Source organism: Pontimicrobium sp. MEBiC01747, assembly GCF_053601635.1.
The window spans coordinates 1-16,729 of record NZ_JBSHNS010000514.1 but is presented as its reverse complement, the minus strand read 5'-3'; the positions used below and the strand labels follow the sequence as shown (position 1 = coordinate 16,729).

The following is a 16,729-nucleotide window of genomic DNA, read 5'->3' as shown; positions in this document are numbered from 1 at the left end:
AAATATAATACTCCTTTTTTTAATACTATAGATAAAGCAATTCAATATTTAAATTAAAAAACAATTTCTATTCATATGAACCCACTACTATATACAGATGGCTACAAAGTAGACCACAGAAGACAATACCCAAACCAAACTACATTAGTCTATTCTAACTGGACGCCAAGAAAAAGCAGAATAGAAGGCGTAGACAACGTTGTGTTTTTCGGTTTGCAATACTTTATAAAAAAGTACATTATCGAAGACTTCAATACCAATTTCTTTGCTAAAGACAAAGCTGAGGTATGTAAAAACTATTCAAGACGCATTAATAACTATTTAGGCGAAAACAAAGTTGGTATTAAGCACATAGAAGACTTACACGATTTAGGCTATTTACCAATGGTAATAAAAGCACTGCCAGAAGGCGTGTCTGTTCCTATTCGTGTACCTATGTTAACCATGTACAATACAAAAGACGAGTTCTTTTGGCTCACTAATTACTTCGAAACTATTTTATCGACAACCTTGTGGTTACCATGTAACTCGGCAACCATAGCAAAACAATACAGAAGCATTTTAGATACCTATGCAGCAGAAACATCATCCGTTCCAGAATTTGTAGACTGGCAAGGGCATGATTTTTCTATGCGAGGCATGGGCGGATTGGAATCGGCAATACTCTCGGCAGCAGGACACCTATTAAGCTTTACGGGAACCGATACCATACCCACTATCGACTTTTTAGAAACCTATTACAATGCTAATTCAGACACCGAATTAGTAGGCGGTTCGGTAGCCGCGACAGAACATTCTGTGATGTGTATGGGAACCAATACAGGCGAACAAGACACCTTTAAGCGTTTAATAACAGAAGTCTACCCAAATGGTATTGTCTCTATAGTGTCCGATACTTGGGATTTATGGAAAGTACTTACAGAGTATCTACCAAACCTTAAAAACGAAGTACTCGCAAGAGACGGTAAAGTAGTGATTAGACCAGATAGTGGAGATCCAGTAGACATTATTTGTGGAAACCCTAACGGTAAAACCGAAGAAGAACGCAAAGGCGTTATTCAATTACTATGGGATACCTTTGGAGGTACAACAAATACAAAAGGTTACAAAGAATTAGATGCACATATCGGTGCTATTTACGGAGACAGCATCACCTTAGAACGTGCGACGCAAATTTGCGAGCGCTTAAAACAAAACGGATTCGCCTCTACAAATGTCGTTTTAGGGATTGGCTCATTTACATACCAATACAATACCAGAGACACTTTTGGTTTTGCAATGAAAGCAACCTATGGAGAAGTTAATGGAGAAGGGCGAGAAATATATAAAGACCCAATTACAGACGATGGTACAAAAAAATCTGCCAAAGGTTTAATTAAAATTGTAAAAGAAAATAACAGTTATAAATTAATAGACCAAGTCTCTTGGGAAGAAGAGCAGCAAGGCGAATTAAAAGAAGTCTACAGAGATGGAGAACTACTTATAGACGATACGCTACAATCTATTAGAAAAAGAATAAAGTAATGTATTAATATATTTACATAACCACACTATTGCTTTTTATGTAAGCAGATATTTAAGGTGATATATTCAAAAAGTCCTCATTTGAAAATGTTTAAAACGTTTCAAATGAGGACTTTTTATATGTAAATGCGCTTTTTTTTGAAATAAGCACTCTTTTATGGGTAACAGATATAAGGTTAAGGCTATATATAAGTAAATGGTGGTATCTGAAAAACCAATAATAATAGAGTAAGAACAAAAAAATCAATAATTATGAAATTAAAAACCAGAATGTTAACAGTAGCGTTTCTTTCATTATCAGTACTATTTAGTAGTTGCGATAAAGAGGAAGTAGATCAAGTACCTAACACAACGTTAGAAAGTGAAGAAGTAGTAGTGCATATTTTAGAAAAAGACCAAACATTTACAGTACAATCTTTAGATGAAGCATTAGCTACAATAGAGGCAGATTATAAAGAAGCATCTTGGTCTAAAGGGGCAATAAATAAAATAAAACTGCTACAAGAAGAATTAGAATATTCAAAAACATTAGATTTAACACGAGCAGATGTAGAAGAAGAGTATACAGCACATTTAAAAGAAAAATATAGTGCTAATACGGAGTATTCTAAAGCAACAAGTGGTATTTTATGGGATGGTAACCTAACAGGTTTTCTTTCGGTTACAACCGTTCCGTTTAATTTAACTTCTAGTAAACGCAACCGTGCATCGTCTTGGCAGTGTATCGTTCCAGGAAGCGTAATTTTATGCGATAAAACATGGTTTAGAGGTAAAAAAGTAATACTTGTAGGTATTCCTCCATTTCGTGTTTTGTTAGGAGGCGGAATATATAATTTTGATAATAGAACAGATTCGTTCTTTTAGTAGTTAGTGTTTATATTATTAATTAATAAAAAAGGAGGCTGTATAAAAGTATTAAAAGTGTCATTTTGAATTTATTTTAGAATCTCATTAAACCCATTTTAAATGGTTATGAGAAACCGAATCAAGTTCGGTTTGACGATTTTTTCACTTTTATGCAGCCTCTAAGTTTTATGGAAATAACGGCGATAATATTACTATTAATTACAGCGCGCTATATCTAGTAAGCGGCTAGACGATTATTATAGGTTAGATTTTGCTATAAAGTATAAGTTCTCCCTTTTAGAAATCAAAAAATAAAATTTACTGCGGGGTTTTCACAGGACCGTGCACCTAATTTAGCTTTAAAAATAAACTTGTAATTAAGCAATGTGCTTTAAATAGTAGTTGTATAAATCGTTAGCAGAAGCACCAAACCATTTTTTTACATAAATAGCCCAGAAGTGGTACTGTAGTTTCCAAACACCGTGTCGCTCGTATAAACGTGCTGAGGTTTTAATTTTTTTATTAATAACAACAAACTGTTTACGTTTGTACAATTCGTTAATTAAAATATTGTCTTCGTAGATTACATAAGATTCATCGAAACCGCCAATGTCGTTAAATAATGCTTTGGTAATAAACTGGCTTTGGTCTCCACCACGACAAGCACGCCATGAAAACTGAGTTAACCAACTAGCCAAGCGAAGCCACCAGTGGTTATTATCAAACTGTAGCCTAAAACAACCAGCAAGATGCCCTTTTTGAACTTCATCTATAATATACTGGTCATATCTATTAGGCGGAAAAGAATCTGCATGTAAAAAATATAAAATATTACCTTTTGCTGCTTTTGCACCAATATTCATCTGTTTCGCACGTCCCTTTTTAGAGTTGAGTAAAACTATTTTAAGATCTAATTTTTTAATGATATTAATTGTATCATCTGTACTACCGCCATCGACTACAATAATTTCAGAAATAGCTTGTAATGATGCATTATCGATTAAATGATTAAGAAGGGTTTCTATAGTCTCTGCTTCATTTAAAACAGGAATTATAACGGATATATTATCTTTCATTAACTATTATAACGTCTACTAGGTTAATTTAGTTATTTAAGCTCCAGTTATAATCTTTAAAGCTTTTTTTAGCATTTTTAGAGATGGTAATATCCGAATATTTGTTTAAAAAATCTATAAGCGAACCTTCTGTTTTAAAATCTTTAGCAAACCATTTAAATATTTTAGATAATTTAATAGTGTTTGCCGATATGTTATTGCGTTTAGGATCTTTTAAAAACTCTTTGGTAGCTCTAGTTAATTGGTTTTCTAAACGGGATGCTGTAAAGGCTTCATTCAATAGTTTAGGGCAAGAAAAAGAAGCGCAAACGATACCAAAATGAATACGCGGTTCGTCCATTTTTCGTAATATTTGATGCTCTATTTCATCTAAATTATACCACTTGTTACCCAATTTCCATAACCTTTGTTCCCACGGGTTATTAATATCTTTAATACTTTCTATTGGATAGTTTCTAATAATTAAATCCACAGTCATAGCATTATATGCATTTATCCAATAGGCTATTTTCTCTGCTTTAGACCATGTATTATTTGGCATATTGTCTCCTAAAGTATGTATGTAGTTTGTAAGCGCTTTTCTATTACTTTTTAATCCTTTATAATTTACATTACCTGTATTGGTAACATAGTGTTGTAATAGCGTATTCCATGCACTATGGTTAAAACCTGCTTTAGTTGTTTCAATGACTTCTTTTTCTTCTTCTTCTTCTTTAGTAGTTTGAGACTCTATTGACGTTGGTGTTTCTGTAATAACAGAAGGTTCAATAGGTTCTGTACTAGTAGTATTTTGCGTCTCTGGTGTTGCGGGGGTTTCTTTAACAAGAACAACTTCTGTTGTATCTGTTTGGGAGGCATTAACGGTACGTTTTGTACTGCCACAAGAAGTTAATAGGAATAATATAAATAGAATAACTACTGTGTTTTTCATTTAACAAAATTTTTGTTTAAGTCTAATAGACTAGTTTACATTGTATTATTTTTTTAAAGGATATAGCTCCTGACTTACAAAGTCTTTAGGGAAGGTTTCGTCTCCTTCAAATCCAAGTTCTATATCTCTGCCATTGTGCGGAATGTAATTTGTTTTAAACAAATAATCCCAAATACTTAAAGTTAGTCCGTAATTAACACCATAACTTACATGTTTAGGTAAATCTTTGGCATGATGCCAGATATGCATTTTAGGGTTGTTAAAAATGTATTTTAAAGCCCCATAATCCCAACCTAAATTGGCATGATTTATATGTCCAATAGTAATTGCAAAGAAGTGTACAATAGCAACGTGTTGAGCATCGAACCCTCCAATTATTGCAATGGGTACATATAACATAGATTTATATACAATAGGCTCCATCCAATGGTAACGTAAATGCGCTGCAAACCCCATCTCTTTTACACTATGGTGAACTTTATGAAAATTCCACAAAAATGTAAAACGGTGTAATAAACGGTGTGTATTCCATTGAGTGAAATCGCTAATTATAAAAAAGATAAATAAGCCTAACCCTAATGGTAAATTGTCAACGTCAAATAACTGAAAATTAGAAATGGACAGACCAATATGTTGCAATAAATCATTAAAAAGCGCTGCAGTAGTGTCAGATAAAGCGACGAGTATAATTAAATTTAAAATGAAAAAATTAAAAAACATATAAAACGTATCTAGCCAGAAGTCTTTTCTAAAAATAGATTGTTTTTTACGCCATGGAAATATAATTTCTAAACCCCAAACTAGAATGGAAATAATAATTAAGCCGTAGAAATAATTATCCCAATGATTAATAGTTATAATTTCATTTTTAAGATAGTTCCAGTAATTCGTATAGGAGCTTGTAACTATATCTACGTATTTATCCATAGCTGTGTCTATATTTAGTAAAGTTATATTAAAAATAACATATTATATAATATTCAGTGAATAATAAAAAATGAATGGATTACTCGATGAATGTGAACTGAGTTACCAAACTACTTTTTTAAAATACACGTCTTAAATAGGTATTTAATATTAGGTCTTTAAAATTATTGTTAACACCATTGCTATAAGCTAGAAAACATGCAGGAAGTAAAAAAGAATTTAATATTAAAAAAGAAAGTAGCAGCCTTAAAAGCGGCATTCTGAATTTAGTTTAGAATCTCATTAAACTAATTTTTAGTTGTTATGAGAAACCGAATCAAGTTCGGTTAGTCGAAAAATGTTACTTTTTAAACAGCCTCTTTCTTTTTTATATAAGTTTTATTGTTTAACAACAACCACCTCCATCGTAATGGAAAGTAGATTCAGAAAAATAAATATCGTCTCTTCCTAAAGCTTGCAATGCAGCGGCTGTTTTATCGCAAATAGCTAATGGCTGGTTTTTTAATAAAACATGGCCTTGCTTGTCATCAAAAAAGTCTTCATCTCCATAATAAATAGCTGCTTTACCAGTAAAAATACACGGCCCATCTGCAGGCATCGGATCTTTTATAGCAGCAACTTCAATAGATTCTATATAAATCAACTCGTCAGTAGGATAGTTTTTAGGGTCTAAAATACGGTATGGTTTACGTGCTCTAATTTCTACAGTACCAAATCCAGCATCTGTTAATGCTTTTACATATTCGGCTATTGGCAAACTACCACTTAAACATAATGCACGTAATCTATCATCATTACGTAATTCATCATTCATAGGTTGCTCGCAAGTAGGATCGCTCATTACTAAGCGGCCGTGTGGCTTTAGAACGCGATACATTTCGGCTATTGCTTTCTTTAAATCGTCTGCTTTAAAAATATTAAATAAGCAATTTTGTGCAGCAACATCAATACTATTATCTTCTACAGGAAGATGCATTGCATCTCCTTTTTTTAGATCAACAAATTCACTTTTAAACCACGGGTTTTGCGCTTCTGCTTCTATAAAGTTTTTTCTAGACGCTTCTAACATTTCATCTACAACATCAATACCAACAACACCTCCTTTTTGGCGATTAAAATATGAAAATTGCAGTAATTCCATACCGCCACCAACACCAACATATAGCATTTTTGGGTTATTAGTTAAGTCTCTTGCATGTACGGTGCTTCCGCAACCATAATTCATCTCTTGCATTATTCTAGGGATTTTTAAACCCGGTAACTCCCAAATAGGATTAGTAGTGCAGCATAACCCAACATCTGGCGTCAAGGCTGCTTCTTTATATACATCGTGTGTAGCGTCTAAATAACTCATATCTTAATTTTAATAATCTTCTCTATACAATACAATAAATGATAAAGGAGTGGTCTGTTAGGCTTATAATTGTTTTATTAAAGCCTTAAAAAGTGTAATCATATTTGGCTCTGCTTTAGTTGCCATAGCAATAATTTCACTAATGTCTACAGGTTTTAAATTATCTGGATCGCATTCGTCTGTTAACACAGAAATGGCAGCAGTTTTTAAATTTAAATGATTAGCAACTATTATTTCTGGAACGGTACTCATGCCTACAGCATCTGCTCCAATAATTTTAAGCATTCTATATTCAGCTCTCGTTTCTAATTGAGGTCCAACAACACTAGCATATACGCCTTCATGAAGCATAATGTTATTAGATTTTGCAATACTTTTAAAAATACTATTTATGTGGAGGTTATACGGTGCGCTCATATCTGTAAAGCGTTCTCCTAAATTTTCTACACCTTTAAAAGCTAAAGGCGAACTGCCTTGAAGATTTATATGGTCTTCAATAAGCATAAGTTCACCTTTTTTAAAGTTCAAGTTTATTGCTCCTGCAGCATTGGAAACTAGTAAAGTGTTTATTCCTAGTTTTTCCATAATACGTACTGGATAGGTAACTTCTTGTAATGAGTAGCCTTCATATAAATGAAAACGCCCTTGCATTACAATAACTTTTTTGTCTGCTAATATGCCATAAATTAATTTACCTTTATGAAACTCTACTGTAGCTGTTGGAAAGTTTGGAATATCATTATAATTAACTTCTTCTATAACCTCTATTTCTTGGGTTAGTAATCCTAATCCTGTTCCTAATATTATTCCTATTTCTGGTGAGTCAAAACCTTTAGTTTGTAAATAAGTAGTAGTTTCGTTTATTAATTTTTGCATATTATGTTTAGCGTTAGTTAGCGCTTAATCAGTTTTTTAACTATTCTCTGATCGTCACTTTTAATTTCGACTAAATATACACCAGAATTTAAACCAGATAAAGAAAATGGCTGCTTTTTTAATTGTGAGTTTTTCACAGATTTAACTTTGTTTCCTAAAATGTCATAAAGTGCTATAGATAAAGGTAGTTGGTTATTGTTACGCACTTCAAATTGCTCGTTAGCAGGATTAGGAGATAGTGTAACAGATTGCTTTAATGTATTTTCATCTACACTTAAAACAAAACAATCTGGACCTCCGGTAGAACCTAAAGCAACATGTCCCCAACGTTCGTTAATTACAATACATTGAATAACGATATAGTTAAAATCGTTTAATTCTACAGAAGCAGGAATTGGAAATGTTTTCATTCCTGTAATAGGTGATACTCCTGGGCCTCCAAAACCACCACCATCATTTTCAAGTGCAGAAGTAGAAACTTCTATAGCCTCAGACCCAGATGCTAGTATATCATCTGTTTTTGATAGGTAAACTCTTAAATCGGCTCCTTGTACAGTAGCAAAATCAGATTCGAAAATAACATTTTTATCACCGCCTGTAGTAAATGTAATGTTTCCTGTTCCACTAATACTATAGGCAGGATCGCTTTGTACAAACGAACCAGATCGACCACATTGAGCATTTATAAATTGAAAAGAGGTAGCAACTAAAATTGCTAAAAAAAGTAGTTTTGTTTTCATAATATTTGTTTTAGTTTATTATAACACATAAAATGCGGCATCAACACTAAAGTAGATCCACAGTTTTATTTATTTTTGAGTGTAAGACTTAAATATATTATATGGCTTTAAGTCCTCGACATAATCTATGTCGTTAAGTGTTTCTAAAACATACACATTATTATCATTTAATTTCGAAATAGTTTGTTTATACACCGTTTCGGTACCCCAATTCTCTATTTTAAAGACCGATGGATGTAGTGTTTTCATCCCCAATAAATAGTATCCGCCATCTTCTGCGGGACCAATAACATTATCGTGAGTGTTCAATGCCTTAAAAGCATCGTTAATATGTTTTGGTGATAAATCGTATAAATCGCTACCAACAATTACTATGTTATCGTAGCCGTCTTCAAAGCCTTTTTTAAATGCATTTTCCATACGAACACCTAAATCGTCTCCAAATTGTTGGTATTTTTTAAAGATTGAAGCATCCCAAAGGTCATTATCCCTAACTTTTACAGAATAGTAAACGGCCTTATCGCAATCTATTTGTTTTAACACATTTTCGGTATGCTCTAATAATTTAATATAAACATCTAAAGCGCCTTGTTCTCCAATACTTTTGGCTAAACGAGATTTTACTTTACCTAATTCTGGGTTTCTAGTAAAGGTTATGATTAAGTTTTTAGATTGTAATGCCATTTGTTTTATTTGCTATTAATAAGAAGCGTATTTATTTTTTATCTTTTTTAGTTGAAGGCGTTTCTGTAGGTTCTTCGTAAACTTTTTGGCCTTTTTTTAGCCATTTACTCCAATCTTTATTAAATGTATGTACTTGATTAGTCTCTTTTTCTTCTGAATCTATAATTGTAAAATCTTTGTTTTTCCATTCAAAAATACCGCCGTACAGATTATAAACATTAGTATATCCTGCTGCTTTTAATTTTTCGCCAACAGTTTCCGAACGAATACCTAAAGAACAGTACACCACTATTTTTTCATCTTTATTAGGATATTGTTTTTGTATAGAATCGATATTAAAATTATCGTAACCTACACAGGTAGACCCTTTAATGTGGCTTACTTTATATTCGTTAGGTTCACGAGAATCTAAAATAATAGCTTTCGTTTTTGGCATCGCTAATTCTTCAGCTGTAATATAAGGTACGCCATTGTCGTTATATTGTTTCAGTAATTCGTCAATGTTTTTTTGAGCAATGACTTGTGTTGTAAAACAGGCAAAAAGTAGAATAAGGATATATTTCATCTAATTGTTTTTATGTGTCTAAAAAAACTTTAATCTATACTTTCTAAAGTAATAGTTTATAATGTAATTCCAAAGCCTTGCAAACCACTTTCTACGGCAGGCAAAATTTCGGTATTATCCCAAATGCCAGTAACTATGGTTCTAGCGTATTCTTCGGGTAACAAACCGTTTTTCATTAAACTGTTGGTTAACTTGTAGTTATAGTCGAGATTATGGTGTTTATATTTCAATTCGTTATTAGTGTCTTCTAAAATGGCATACCAAACTTTTGGAGACCCATCGTTTGCAGGCATGCCAATAACGCCAGGGTTTAACCAAAGTTTACCGTCTTCTTCATGGTTAAAAGGTAAACCGCAATGTCCAGCAACAATAACATCGCTATCTGTAGTTATAAAATTTGGCGCTTTTAAAGACCAATCGGTAGATTTAAAAATGAATTCTGAAATATTGGAATACGCCCCATGTACTACAGTTACTTTTTTGTTAGCATATTGAAATGTTATATGGTCTGAAAATGTTTTAAGATGATTAATTGAAGCGTTTGTTAATTGACTCTGTGCGTAAGGGTACCACAATTTTGAAAACCCATCGCAACGAGAGCCTTCGGTAAAATCGCAACCACAATCGTCTGCACCTTCAATAAGCTGAACTTCTACATTACCTAAAATACTATTAGCTTTCCATAGTTTAAAAAGCTGGACTGTTTCTTCAGGCTGTGCGCAATAGCCTACAATATCTCCTGTACAGATACAATTCTCTGGAGGTATATTGTGTTTTTCGGCAACTGCTTTTAATGCTTCTAAAGCTTGTAAATTGCTATAAACGCCTCCAAAAAGAAGCACTTTACCTGTTAGTGTTCCTAAATCTGTTATTGTTTTATCCATTTTGGTATAAAATATAAAATGATACAGCTAAAAATGCCCCAAACGTTAACCCAAAGTAAATCGGCATATTTTCCTGTTGTAAAAATAAGTGCTTCTGGAAAGGCTTTAAAAACTAATAAAAACCCAAAAACTAATCCGCAGATAATACTAAGGTAAAAGCTAATTTTTGGGACACTTACATTCCAGAATAAAAATATAGGTGTTAAGCCAATTACCATAGTTCCAGATATGGTCGTTGCCGATAAAATTTCGGCACCAAAGAAAATAGGAATCGTTCCTAAAACGGCAATAGCTACCATTGCTAAACGTCCAAAAGTTAAGTTTTTTCCTAAATTTAAATCTACTGCTAATAATTTTGAAAATGATGAAAATGTTGAATCTAGTGTAGAAGCTGCTGAGGTTATCATTATAAAATTAATAACTAATAATATAACTACACCAAAGGCTTTGCCAACTTCTACAGCAGCTTGACCTTTAAAGTCTTGCGATTGCGCATAAACGCCAATAATACTAAATAACACAATACAAATACCCCCTAATATACTCGCCCAAAGAAAACTTTTTAAAGTGACTTTTGGCGAACTTATAAAGGCGCGATCGGTTAAAACAGGATCATGAAACGGATAGCTAAACGACTGAATGATGGCTGCAAATAATAAGTTTAACCCTAAACTAAAACTCCAAGTTCCTGATACAGCAACATCTTTTACGCTAAAGTTTTCTACTGAAAATACATTACCTAAAATAACAATGAGTAAAATAGAAAAGAGTACCATTTGTATAACGTCTGTAAAAATAGAACTGCTTAGCCCTCCTTTTAAGGCATAACCTAAGGTTAATAGTGTGAATACTAAAATGGCAGTATAATATGACGAACTTCCTTGCGCTCCAAAATACGAGCCAATAACCATAGTGTTGCTCCAAACCTCGTTAAATAAACGAAACACTATTAAAATAGTAAATAACGACACAGCTTGTTTGCCATATTTACTAGTTAGAAATTCGTGTATGCTATTAAAACCTCCTTTTGTTCTTAGTTTATAAATGAGTATACCTGCAATAGCAAAACTTAAATAATAGCCAGCATAAGCTACACCACCAACTACGCCAAACGCTAATCCTAAATTAGCGGCATTAGTAATACTTTTTGCAAAAATCCATGAAATGATTAAACTTCCTGTTAGTACTAAAACATTAGGTGCTTTTTTGTTATGGTTTGCCTTAAAAAAAGCATCAGGTGTTTTTGCAAGAGGAGAGAGTAGAAACAAGATTAAACTTGAACCTACTACTAAAACCCATTGCCATACTTCTGTTGTCATGTATTCTATCGTTTTGTCATTCCTACACAGGTTAAAATCTGCTTTTACTTATTACTAATTTTCATCCCACCAAACAGGAAAGTTAATACTGTTATCGTTGGTTGCGCTTGCTGCTTGGTTGTAATTTTGTGCGTTTAATGCGGCTTCTTCTGCTGGGTAAGGCATTCTTACAGGTATTAAATTGTTATTTAAACTTGCTGAAATGGCTCTAAATTCTGGAAAACCTGTCCTACGGTATTCTACCCAACCTTCGTAACCATTAATTAAATTTGCAATCCATTTTTGAGTAATTATTTGTTCTAATGGTGTTGTACCAGCGGCATTAAAAGCAGCGTTTCCAGATAAATAATTAGCAGGCATTTCGGTTTGCCAATACTCGAAAGCGTGTTGTACTCCAGTTTCATATAATTCTTGTGCGTTAGCTGTAATTAACCCTTTTTCGGCAGCTTCTGCTAATGCAAAATGGACTTCCCATGAGGTTATAAAATTAGCATCTAATACAGAGGTGTCTTCTCTAAATGCGCTTCCTGCTAAGGAGTAGTCTGCTAATAACACAGAGGTTGATGTCGCATCTACACCGTTTAATAATCCATTATATGCTTCTGTTGTAGCATTAGCAAATGGTTTAAAAAAGGTTTCAATTCTCGAATCATTTAAATGGGTTAAAATATCTTCCATAGTTTCAGATAAGACGAAATTGTTAAAATCTCCAATTCTTAATTGTGCTAACCTGAAACTGTTTGGGTCTGTGTTTGTAAAATTGAAAATGGCATTTTCAGTATTTGATGTAATGAAATTACCTTCAGAATAAATGGCTTGTAAATCGTTAGCAACATCTGCTTTATCTGAAATACGTAACAGTTGTTTAATTTTTAATGCATTTGCAAATTTTATCCAAGCCTGTAAATCGCCATGAAACAAAATATCACCTTCTAGCGGAATGGTTTGGGTATAATTAGTAATGGCTTCAATACCTTTGTTTAAGTTGTCTATAATACCATTATCGTTTAAATAAATAGATTCTTGCGAATCGTAAGCAGGTGTTACGGTACCGTTAACGCCATTAAAGGCTTGAAAATATGGGACATCTCCAAATAAATCGGTTAATCCGGCTGCCATATAGGCTTTTAAAATTAATGCAGGCCCTTCGTAAACAGCAAAAGTTTGTGAGCTTCTTGATTGTTTTAAAATGATCTCGTTATCGCGTAAATTAGTATAAAATATAGGCCAAGGGTTTCCTCCTAATTGTGGTGATTTAAGGGCGTGACGATCGAATAAATTAAAGTCTAAAGCGGTTCTGTGTTGCGATAGCAAATCGCCAGCAACAAAGCCTTCGTAACTCATTTGTTCACCAAAATCGTATATTACTTGACGTAATAATAGGCTGGGTTGTACGCTGTTTGGAGCATTGGGGTTGGTATTTATGTCTTCAAAATCCTTTGTACAGCTACTTGCTAGTACAAGTGTTATAAAACTGAATAGGTATATTATTTTTTTCATATTTTAACTTAAAAATTTAAACTTGCTTTGAGCCCGAAACTACGAGACGTTGCATAACTCATATCTTCTACACCACTTATAAACCCTGTACCTTGTACAGCTAATTGTTCTGGATCGAAATGTGGGTTTTCTGTAATAGCAAATAGGTTTCTTCCTATTAAAGACAGATTAATGTTTCCGCCGTCTTTTAAACCTAAAAAGCCTTCTTTTAATGTAAAGTCGTAACCAATAGAGAATTGGCGTAATTTTAAATACGATGCATCGTAAACGTTATTTTCTTCATGGTTTCTGTCGTAAAACTGTCTGTAATAACTTTCGGCAGATACGGCTACTGTATTCGGTTGCCCGGATTGTGTTACACCTTCTGCAATAATCCCTTCTTCGGGTCTAAATTCTGTTTCTGCTAATTGTCCGCCTACGTTTCCTAAAGCTCGTGTTCTAGATACTATTTCTCCTCCTTGTCTCCAATCGAATAAAAAGCTAGCACTCCAGTTTTTATAGCGGAAATCGTTATTCCATCCCAAAGTAAAATCTGGATTATAGTTTCCTAGTTTTTGTAGATTATTATCTGCAATGTAACGTCCGTTTTCATCTATTATAAATTGTCCGTTTTCATTTTTTAAATAGCCAGTTCCGTAAAAGTCTCCAATTTGTCCGCCTTCTTCTACTTGAAACCAAACCGTTTGGTTTTGGCTATTGTAAATTCTACTATAGGCTAAGGTTAAACGGCCGTCGTTTTGTGGGAGTTCTTCTATGGTCGCTTTATTGGTTGCAAAGTTAAAGGTTGTATTCCAGGTGAAGTTATCTGTTTTAATAGGGGTAATACCTGTTATAATTTCTAATCCTCTAGATTTTACTTTTCCACCATTAACGACTTGTTGTTCATAACCCGAGGAAATAGGTATTGGTAATGATATAATTTGATCTTTTGTGGTGGCATTGTAATAGGTGATATCGAACTTAAAACGGTCTTTAAAGAAGCGTAAATCGGCACCAAACTCGTACGATGTTGTACTTTCTGGCCTTAAATTCGCGTTAGGGATAAAGTTTTGGTCGCTAAATGTTGGTTGCCCGTTAAATGGGGTTTGAGATACAAAGGCTCCTGTGGTTTGGTATGGATTAGTATCGTTACCAACTTGTGCTACACTGGCTCTTAATTTTGCAAATGAAATAACATCTGGCAACTCTGTAGCATTAGATAGTACGAAACTTGTAGAGACAGATGGATAAAAGAATGAGGTGTTATCTACAGAGAAAGGTGTGGCTAACGCACTAGACCAATCGTTACGTCCTGTAATATCTAAAAACAAGACATTTTTGTAGCCTAACTTTGCGATACCATAGAAAGAGTTAATGCGTTTTTGAGATTCAAATTGAAAGACTTCAATAGGTGATGCCGCATTATTTAAGTTGTAAATACCAGGTTGCGCTAAGTTTACGGTTTGCGATTGTTTTGTAGATGCTTTTTGGTCTAAACGATTGCCTCCTAATGAGAAGTCTAAACTAAAATCTCCAAATTGATTGTTATAGTTTAATAAGAAATCGGTATTAATTTCTCTAAAAAACACATCGTGTTCTGCGTAACCTCCATTTTGAAAGCGGTTACTAGAAAAGGCTCTGCGGAGTTGTCTTTTTTCCGAAGAATAATCCATTCCTGTTCGTATTTGTAAACTTAAATGGTCTGTGAAATCATGTTTTAAGACGATGTTTCCAAAAATACGATCACGCTCGAACGAGTTTCTGTTTTCTTGCAATATAAAGAAAGGGTTGTCGAAAAAGGTATAGTTAAAAGAGTATTGTTGTACACCTTCTAATCCTGGTTGCCAGTAGTCTCTTAAACTATCAATGTTTAACGAGCGAGGCCCCCAAGCTACTAACGAATAATTTACATTTTCGCTTCCGTAGCCATTAGAAGGTCTGTTATCGCTACTTGAGTTTGTATAAGTAATAGCCGACGAAAAGGTGGTTTTTTCGGTAGGTTGAAAATTTAATTTAGCAGAGACGGTTTGTCTGTCTAAATTTACACCAGGTATTATGGATTCGCTCCGTAAATCGGTAAACGATAAACGATAATCTCCAGTGTCGAACGCATCAGAAATAGCAATATTATTTATAGTTGTTACTCCTGTTTTGTAAAAGTCTTTTAGATTGTCTGGGTTAGATCGTAATTCGGTTGGTGTAATAGGGTTGCCGCTATATAAAGCTGTATCTCCTCCACGCACAGTGGTGCCGTTTGGTAAAACAACTGGGCTATCAAACTGAGGGATAAAAATACCTGCGTCTAATCTTGGTCCCCAAGAATAAGTAATATTATCACTAGTTCCACCACCAAGGCCATCTACAAACTCGAATGCTCCAGATTGTCCTTGTCCGTAAGAGTTTTGAAACTCTGGTAATCTAAACGCAGAATCTATAAATACAGAGGTGTTAATGCTAATACCTAAACCTTTAGATTTTTTACCATCTTTTGTTTTTATAATAATTACACCGTTTGATGCTCTAGAGCCATATAGAGCGGCTGCACTTGGCCCTTTTAATACAGAGACTTCTTCAATGTCGTCTGCATTAACTTCCATAGCACCATTACCAAAATCGACTTCTTGAAATCCTGCTGCTGCTTCGTTAGTAAAGTTAAATACGGTGTTGTTGTTTATAGGGATTCCATCTACTACAAATAGTGGATTGTTGTTAGAGAAAGAGGCTTCGCCACGAATGGTTATTTTAGAAGAAGAGCCTACGCCTGTTGCGCCTTGAGAAATTGTAACGCCTGCAAGTTTACCAGATAAGTTGTCTAAAAAGTTAACGGCTTTAACTTCGTTTACGTTTTTTGCTTTTATGCTTTGTACAACGTAGCCTAACTCTTTAGTATCGCGCTCTAAACCTAAAGCTGTAATAACAATTTCGTCTAAACTAGAGGTGTCTTCTATTAATTTAATATTTATAGTGGTTTGGTTTCCTACAGTTATGGTTTGTGTTTTATAACCAAGGTACGAGAATTGTAATTGATCTTCTGTAGATGTAACTTCTATAGTGTACTTACCATCATCATCTGTAATAGTACCTTGTTGGTCTTTAGTTGAAATGTTTACAAAGGGTAATGTTTCGCCATCAATAGCACCGGTAACAGTACCAGTAATAGTAATTTGTGCAAAGCTATAACTAGATATTAGTAATAGTGCACACAAGTAAATGTGTTTCATTTATATAAAAATAAAAGTGTGTGTTCTCGGGTACAGCCGAAGGTTTAAAACGGACAATAACTATTTAACTGTACTTAAATAGCTTGTTTGTTAGGCTATGTATAAAGTACTAAAGGAGAGCCTTTGTTGTAGTATAGTTTGTTAACATGACGATTAGTAATACCTTCATCTTGTTTGTGATCTTCTTTTTTTGAAGCAGTAATAGATAGTAATATTACTTTTACAGCAATAGATAGTGTTTTATGGCTGTTAAGAATTGCTTTCGCATCTGAAACGGAATCGATATCCGATAATGTTTCTAGC

Annotated in this window: 14 protein-coding genes and 1 pseudogene; 2 read left to right on the top strand and 13 right to left on the bottom strand. The window is 33.7% G+C overall.

Going from position 1 to position 16,729, the window contains the following annotated elements; genetic code table 11:
• Window positions 1-75 precede the first annotated feature (75 nt).
• Together ACVC2P_RS16725 and ACVC2P_RS16720 are read left to right on the top strand one after the other, a co-directional pair.
• Window positions 76-1,524 carry a nicotinate phosphoribosyltransferase gene (locus ACVC2P_RS16725; protein WP_452599597.1) on the top strand — a complete coding sequence of 483 codons (1,449 nt, stop codon included), beginning with the start codon at window positions 76-78 and terminating at the stop codon, window positions 1,522-1,524.
• Window positions 1,525-1,776: 252 nt separating this feature from the next.
• Window positions 1,777-2,388 carry a hypothetical protein gene (locus ACVC2P_RS16720; protein WP_452599596.1) on the top strand — a complete coding sequence of 204 codons (612 nt, stop codon included), beginning with the start codon at window positions 1,777-1,779 and terminating at the stop codon, window positions 2,386-2,388.
• Window positions 2,389-2,747: 359 nt separating this feature from the next.
• Here ACVC2P_RS16720 and ACVC2P_RS16715 read toward each other — a convergent pair whose 3' ends face one another.
• From ACVC2P_RS16715 to ACVC2P_RS16655, 13 genes and pseudogenes are all read right to left on the bottom strand, one after another.
• Window positions 2,748-3,446, bottom strand: coding sequence for a TIGR04283 family arsenosugar biosynthesis glycosyltransferase (locus ACVC2P_RS16715; RefSeq protein ID WP_452599595.1), 699 nt, complete (start codon window positions 3,444-3,446; stop codon window positions 2,748-2,750).
• 28 nt (window positions 3,447-3,474) lie between these two features.
• On the bottom strand, window positions 3,475-4,377 hold the full coding sequence (locus ACVC2P_RS16710; RefSeq protein ID WP_452599594.1) for a DUF547 domain-containing protein: 903 nt from the start codon (window positions 4,375-4,377) through the stop codon (window positions 3,475-3,477).
• A 45-nt stretch (window positions 4,378-4,422) separates the two neighbouring features.
• Entirely contained in the window at window positions 4,423-5,304 is an 882-nt protein-coding gene (locus ACVC2P_RS16705; RefSeq protein ID WP_452599593.1) for a sterol desaturase family protein, read from the bottom strand.
• A gap of 385 nt (window positions 5,305-5,689) precedes the next feature.
• On the bottom strand, window positions 5,690-6,658 hold the full coding sequence (gene arsM, locus ACVC2P_RS16700; RefSeq protein WP_452599592.1) for an arsenosugar biosynthesis arsenite methyltransferase ArsM: 969 nt from the start codon (window positions 6,656-6,658) through the stop codon (window positions 5,690-5,692).
• Between the two features lie 63 nt (window positions 6,659-6,721).
• Window positions 6,722-7,534, bottom strand: a complete 813-nt coding sequence (locus ACVC2P_RS16695; RefSeq protein ID WP_452599591.1) for a purine-nucleoside phosphorylase — start codon at window positions 7,532-7,534, stop codon at window positions 6,722-6,724.
• Window positions 7,535-7,551: 17 nt separating this feature from the next.
• On the bottom strand, window positions 7,552-8,274 hold the full coding sequence (locus ACVC2P_RS16690; RefSeq protein WP_452599590.1) for a DM13 domain-containing protein: 723 nt from the start codon (window positions 8,272-8,274) through the stop codon (window positions 7,552-7,554).
• Window positions 8,275-8,343: 69 nt separating this feature from the next.
• The gene (locus ACVC2P_RS16685) at window positions 8,344-8,958 is read right to left on the bottom strand and encodes a TIGR04282 family arsenosugar biosynthesis glycosyltransferase (RefSeq protein WP_452599589.1); all 615 of its coding nucleotides are present in this window, start codon (window positions 8,956-8,958) and stop codon (window positions 8,344-8,346) included.
• 31 nt (window positions 8,959-8,989) lie between these two features.
• Window positions 8,990-9,523, bottom strand: a complete 534-nt coding sequence (locus ACVC2P_RS16680) for a rhodanese-like domain-containing protein (protein ID WP_452599588.1) — start codon at window positions 9,521-9,523, stop codon at window positions 8,990-8,992.
• Between the two features lie 56 nt (window positions 9,524-9,579).
• Entirely contained in the window at window positions 9,580-10,407 is an 828-nt protein-coding gene (locus ACVC2P_RS16675; RefSeq protein ID WP_452599587.1) for a metallophosphoesterase family protein, read from the bottom strand.
• Entirely contained in the window at window positions 10,392-11,726 is a 1,335-nt protein-coding gene (locus tag ACVC2P_RS16670; RefSeq protein WP_452599586.1) for a sodium:solute symporter, read from the bottom strand. The genes ACVC2P_RS16675 and ACVC2P_RS16670 overlap by 16 nt, the downstream gene beginning before the upstream one ends.
• Window positions 11,727-11,780: 54 nt before the next feature.
• On the bottom strand, window positions 11,781-13,226 hold the full coding sequence (locus tag ACVC2P_RS16665) for a SusD/RagB family nutrient-binding outer membrane lipoprotein (protein WP_452599585.1): 1,446 nt from the start codon (window positions 13,224-13,226) through the stop codon (window positions 11,781-11,783).
• Between the two features lie 8 nt (window positions 13,227-13,234).
• Window positions 13,235-16,426, bottom strand: coding sequence for a SusC/RagA family TonB-linked outer membrane protein (locus ACVC2P_RS16660; RefSeq protein ID WP_452599584.1), 3,192 nt, complete (start codon window positions 16,424-16,426; stop codon window positions 13,235-13,237).
• 95 nt (window positions 16,427-16,521) lie between these two features.
• A pseudogene (locus ACVC2P_RS16655) lies at window positions 16,522-16,729 on the bottom strand (DUF2064 domain-containing protein); the annotation flags it as partial.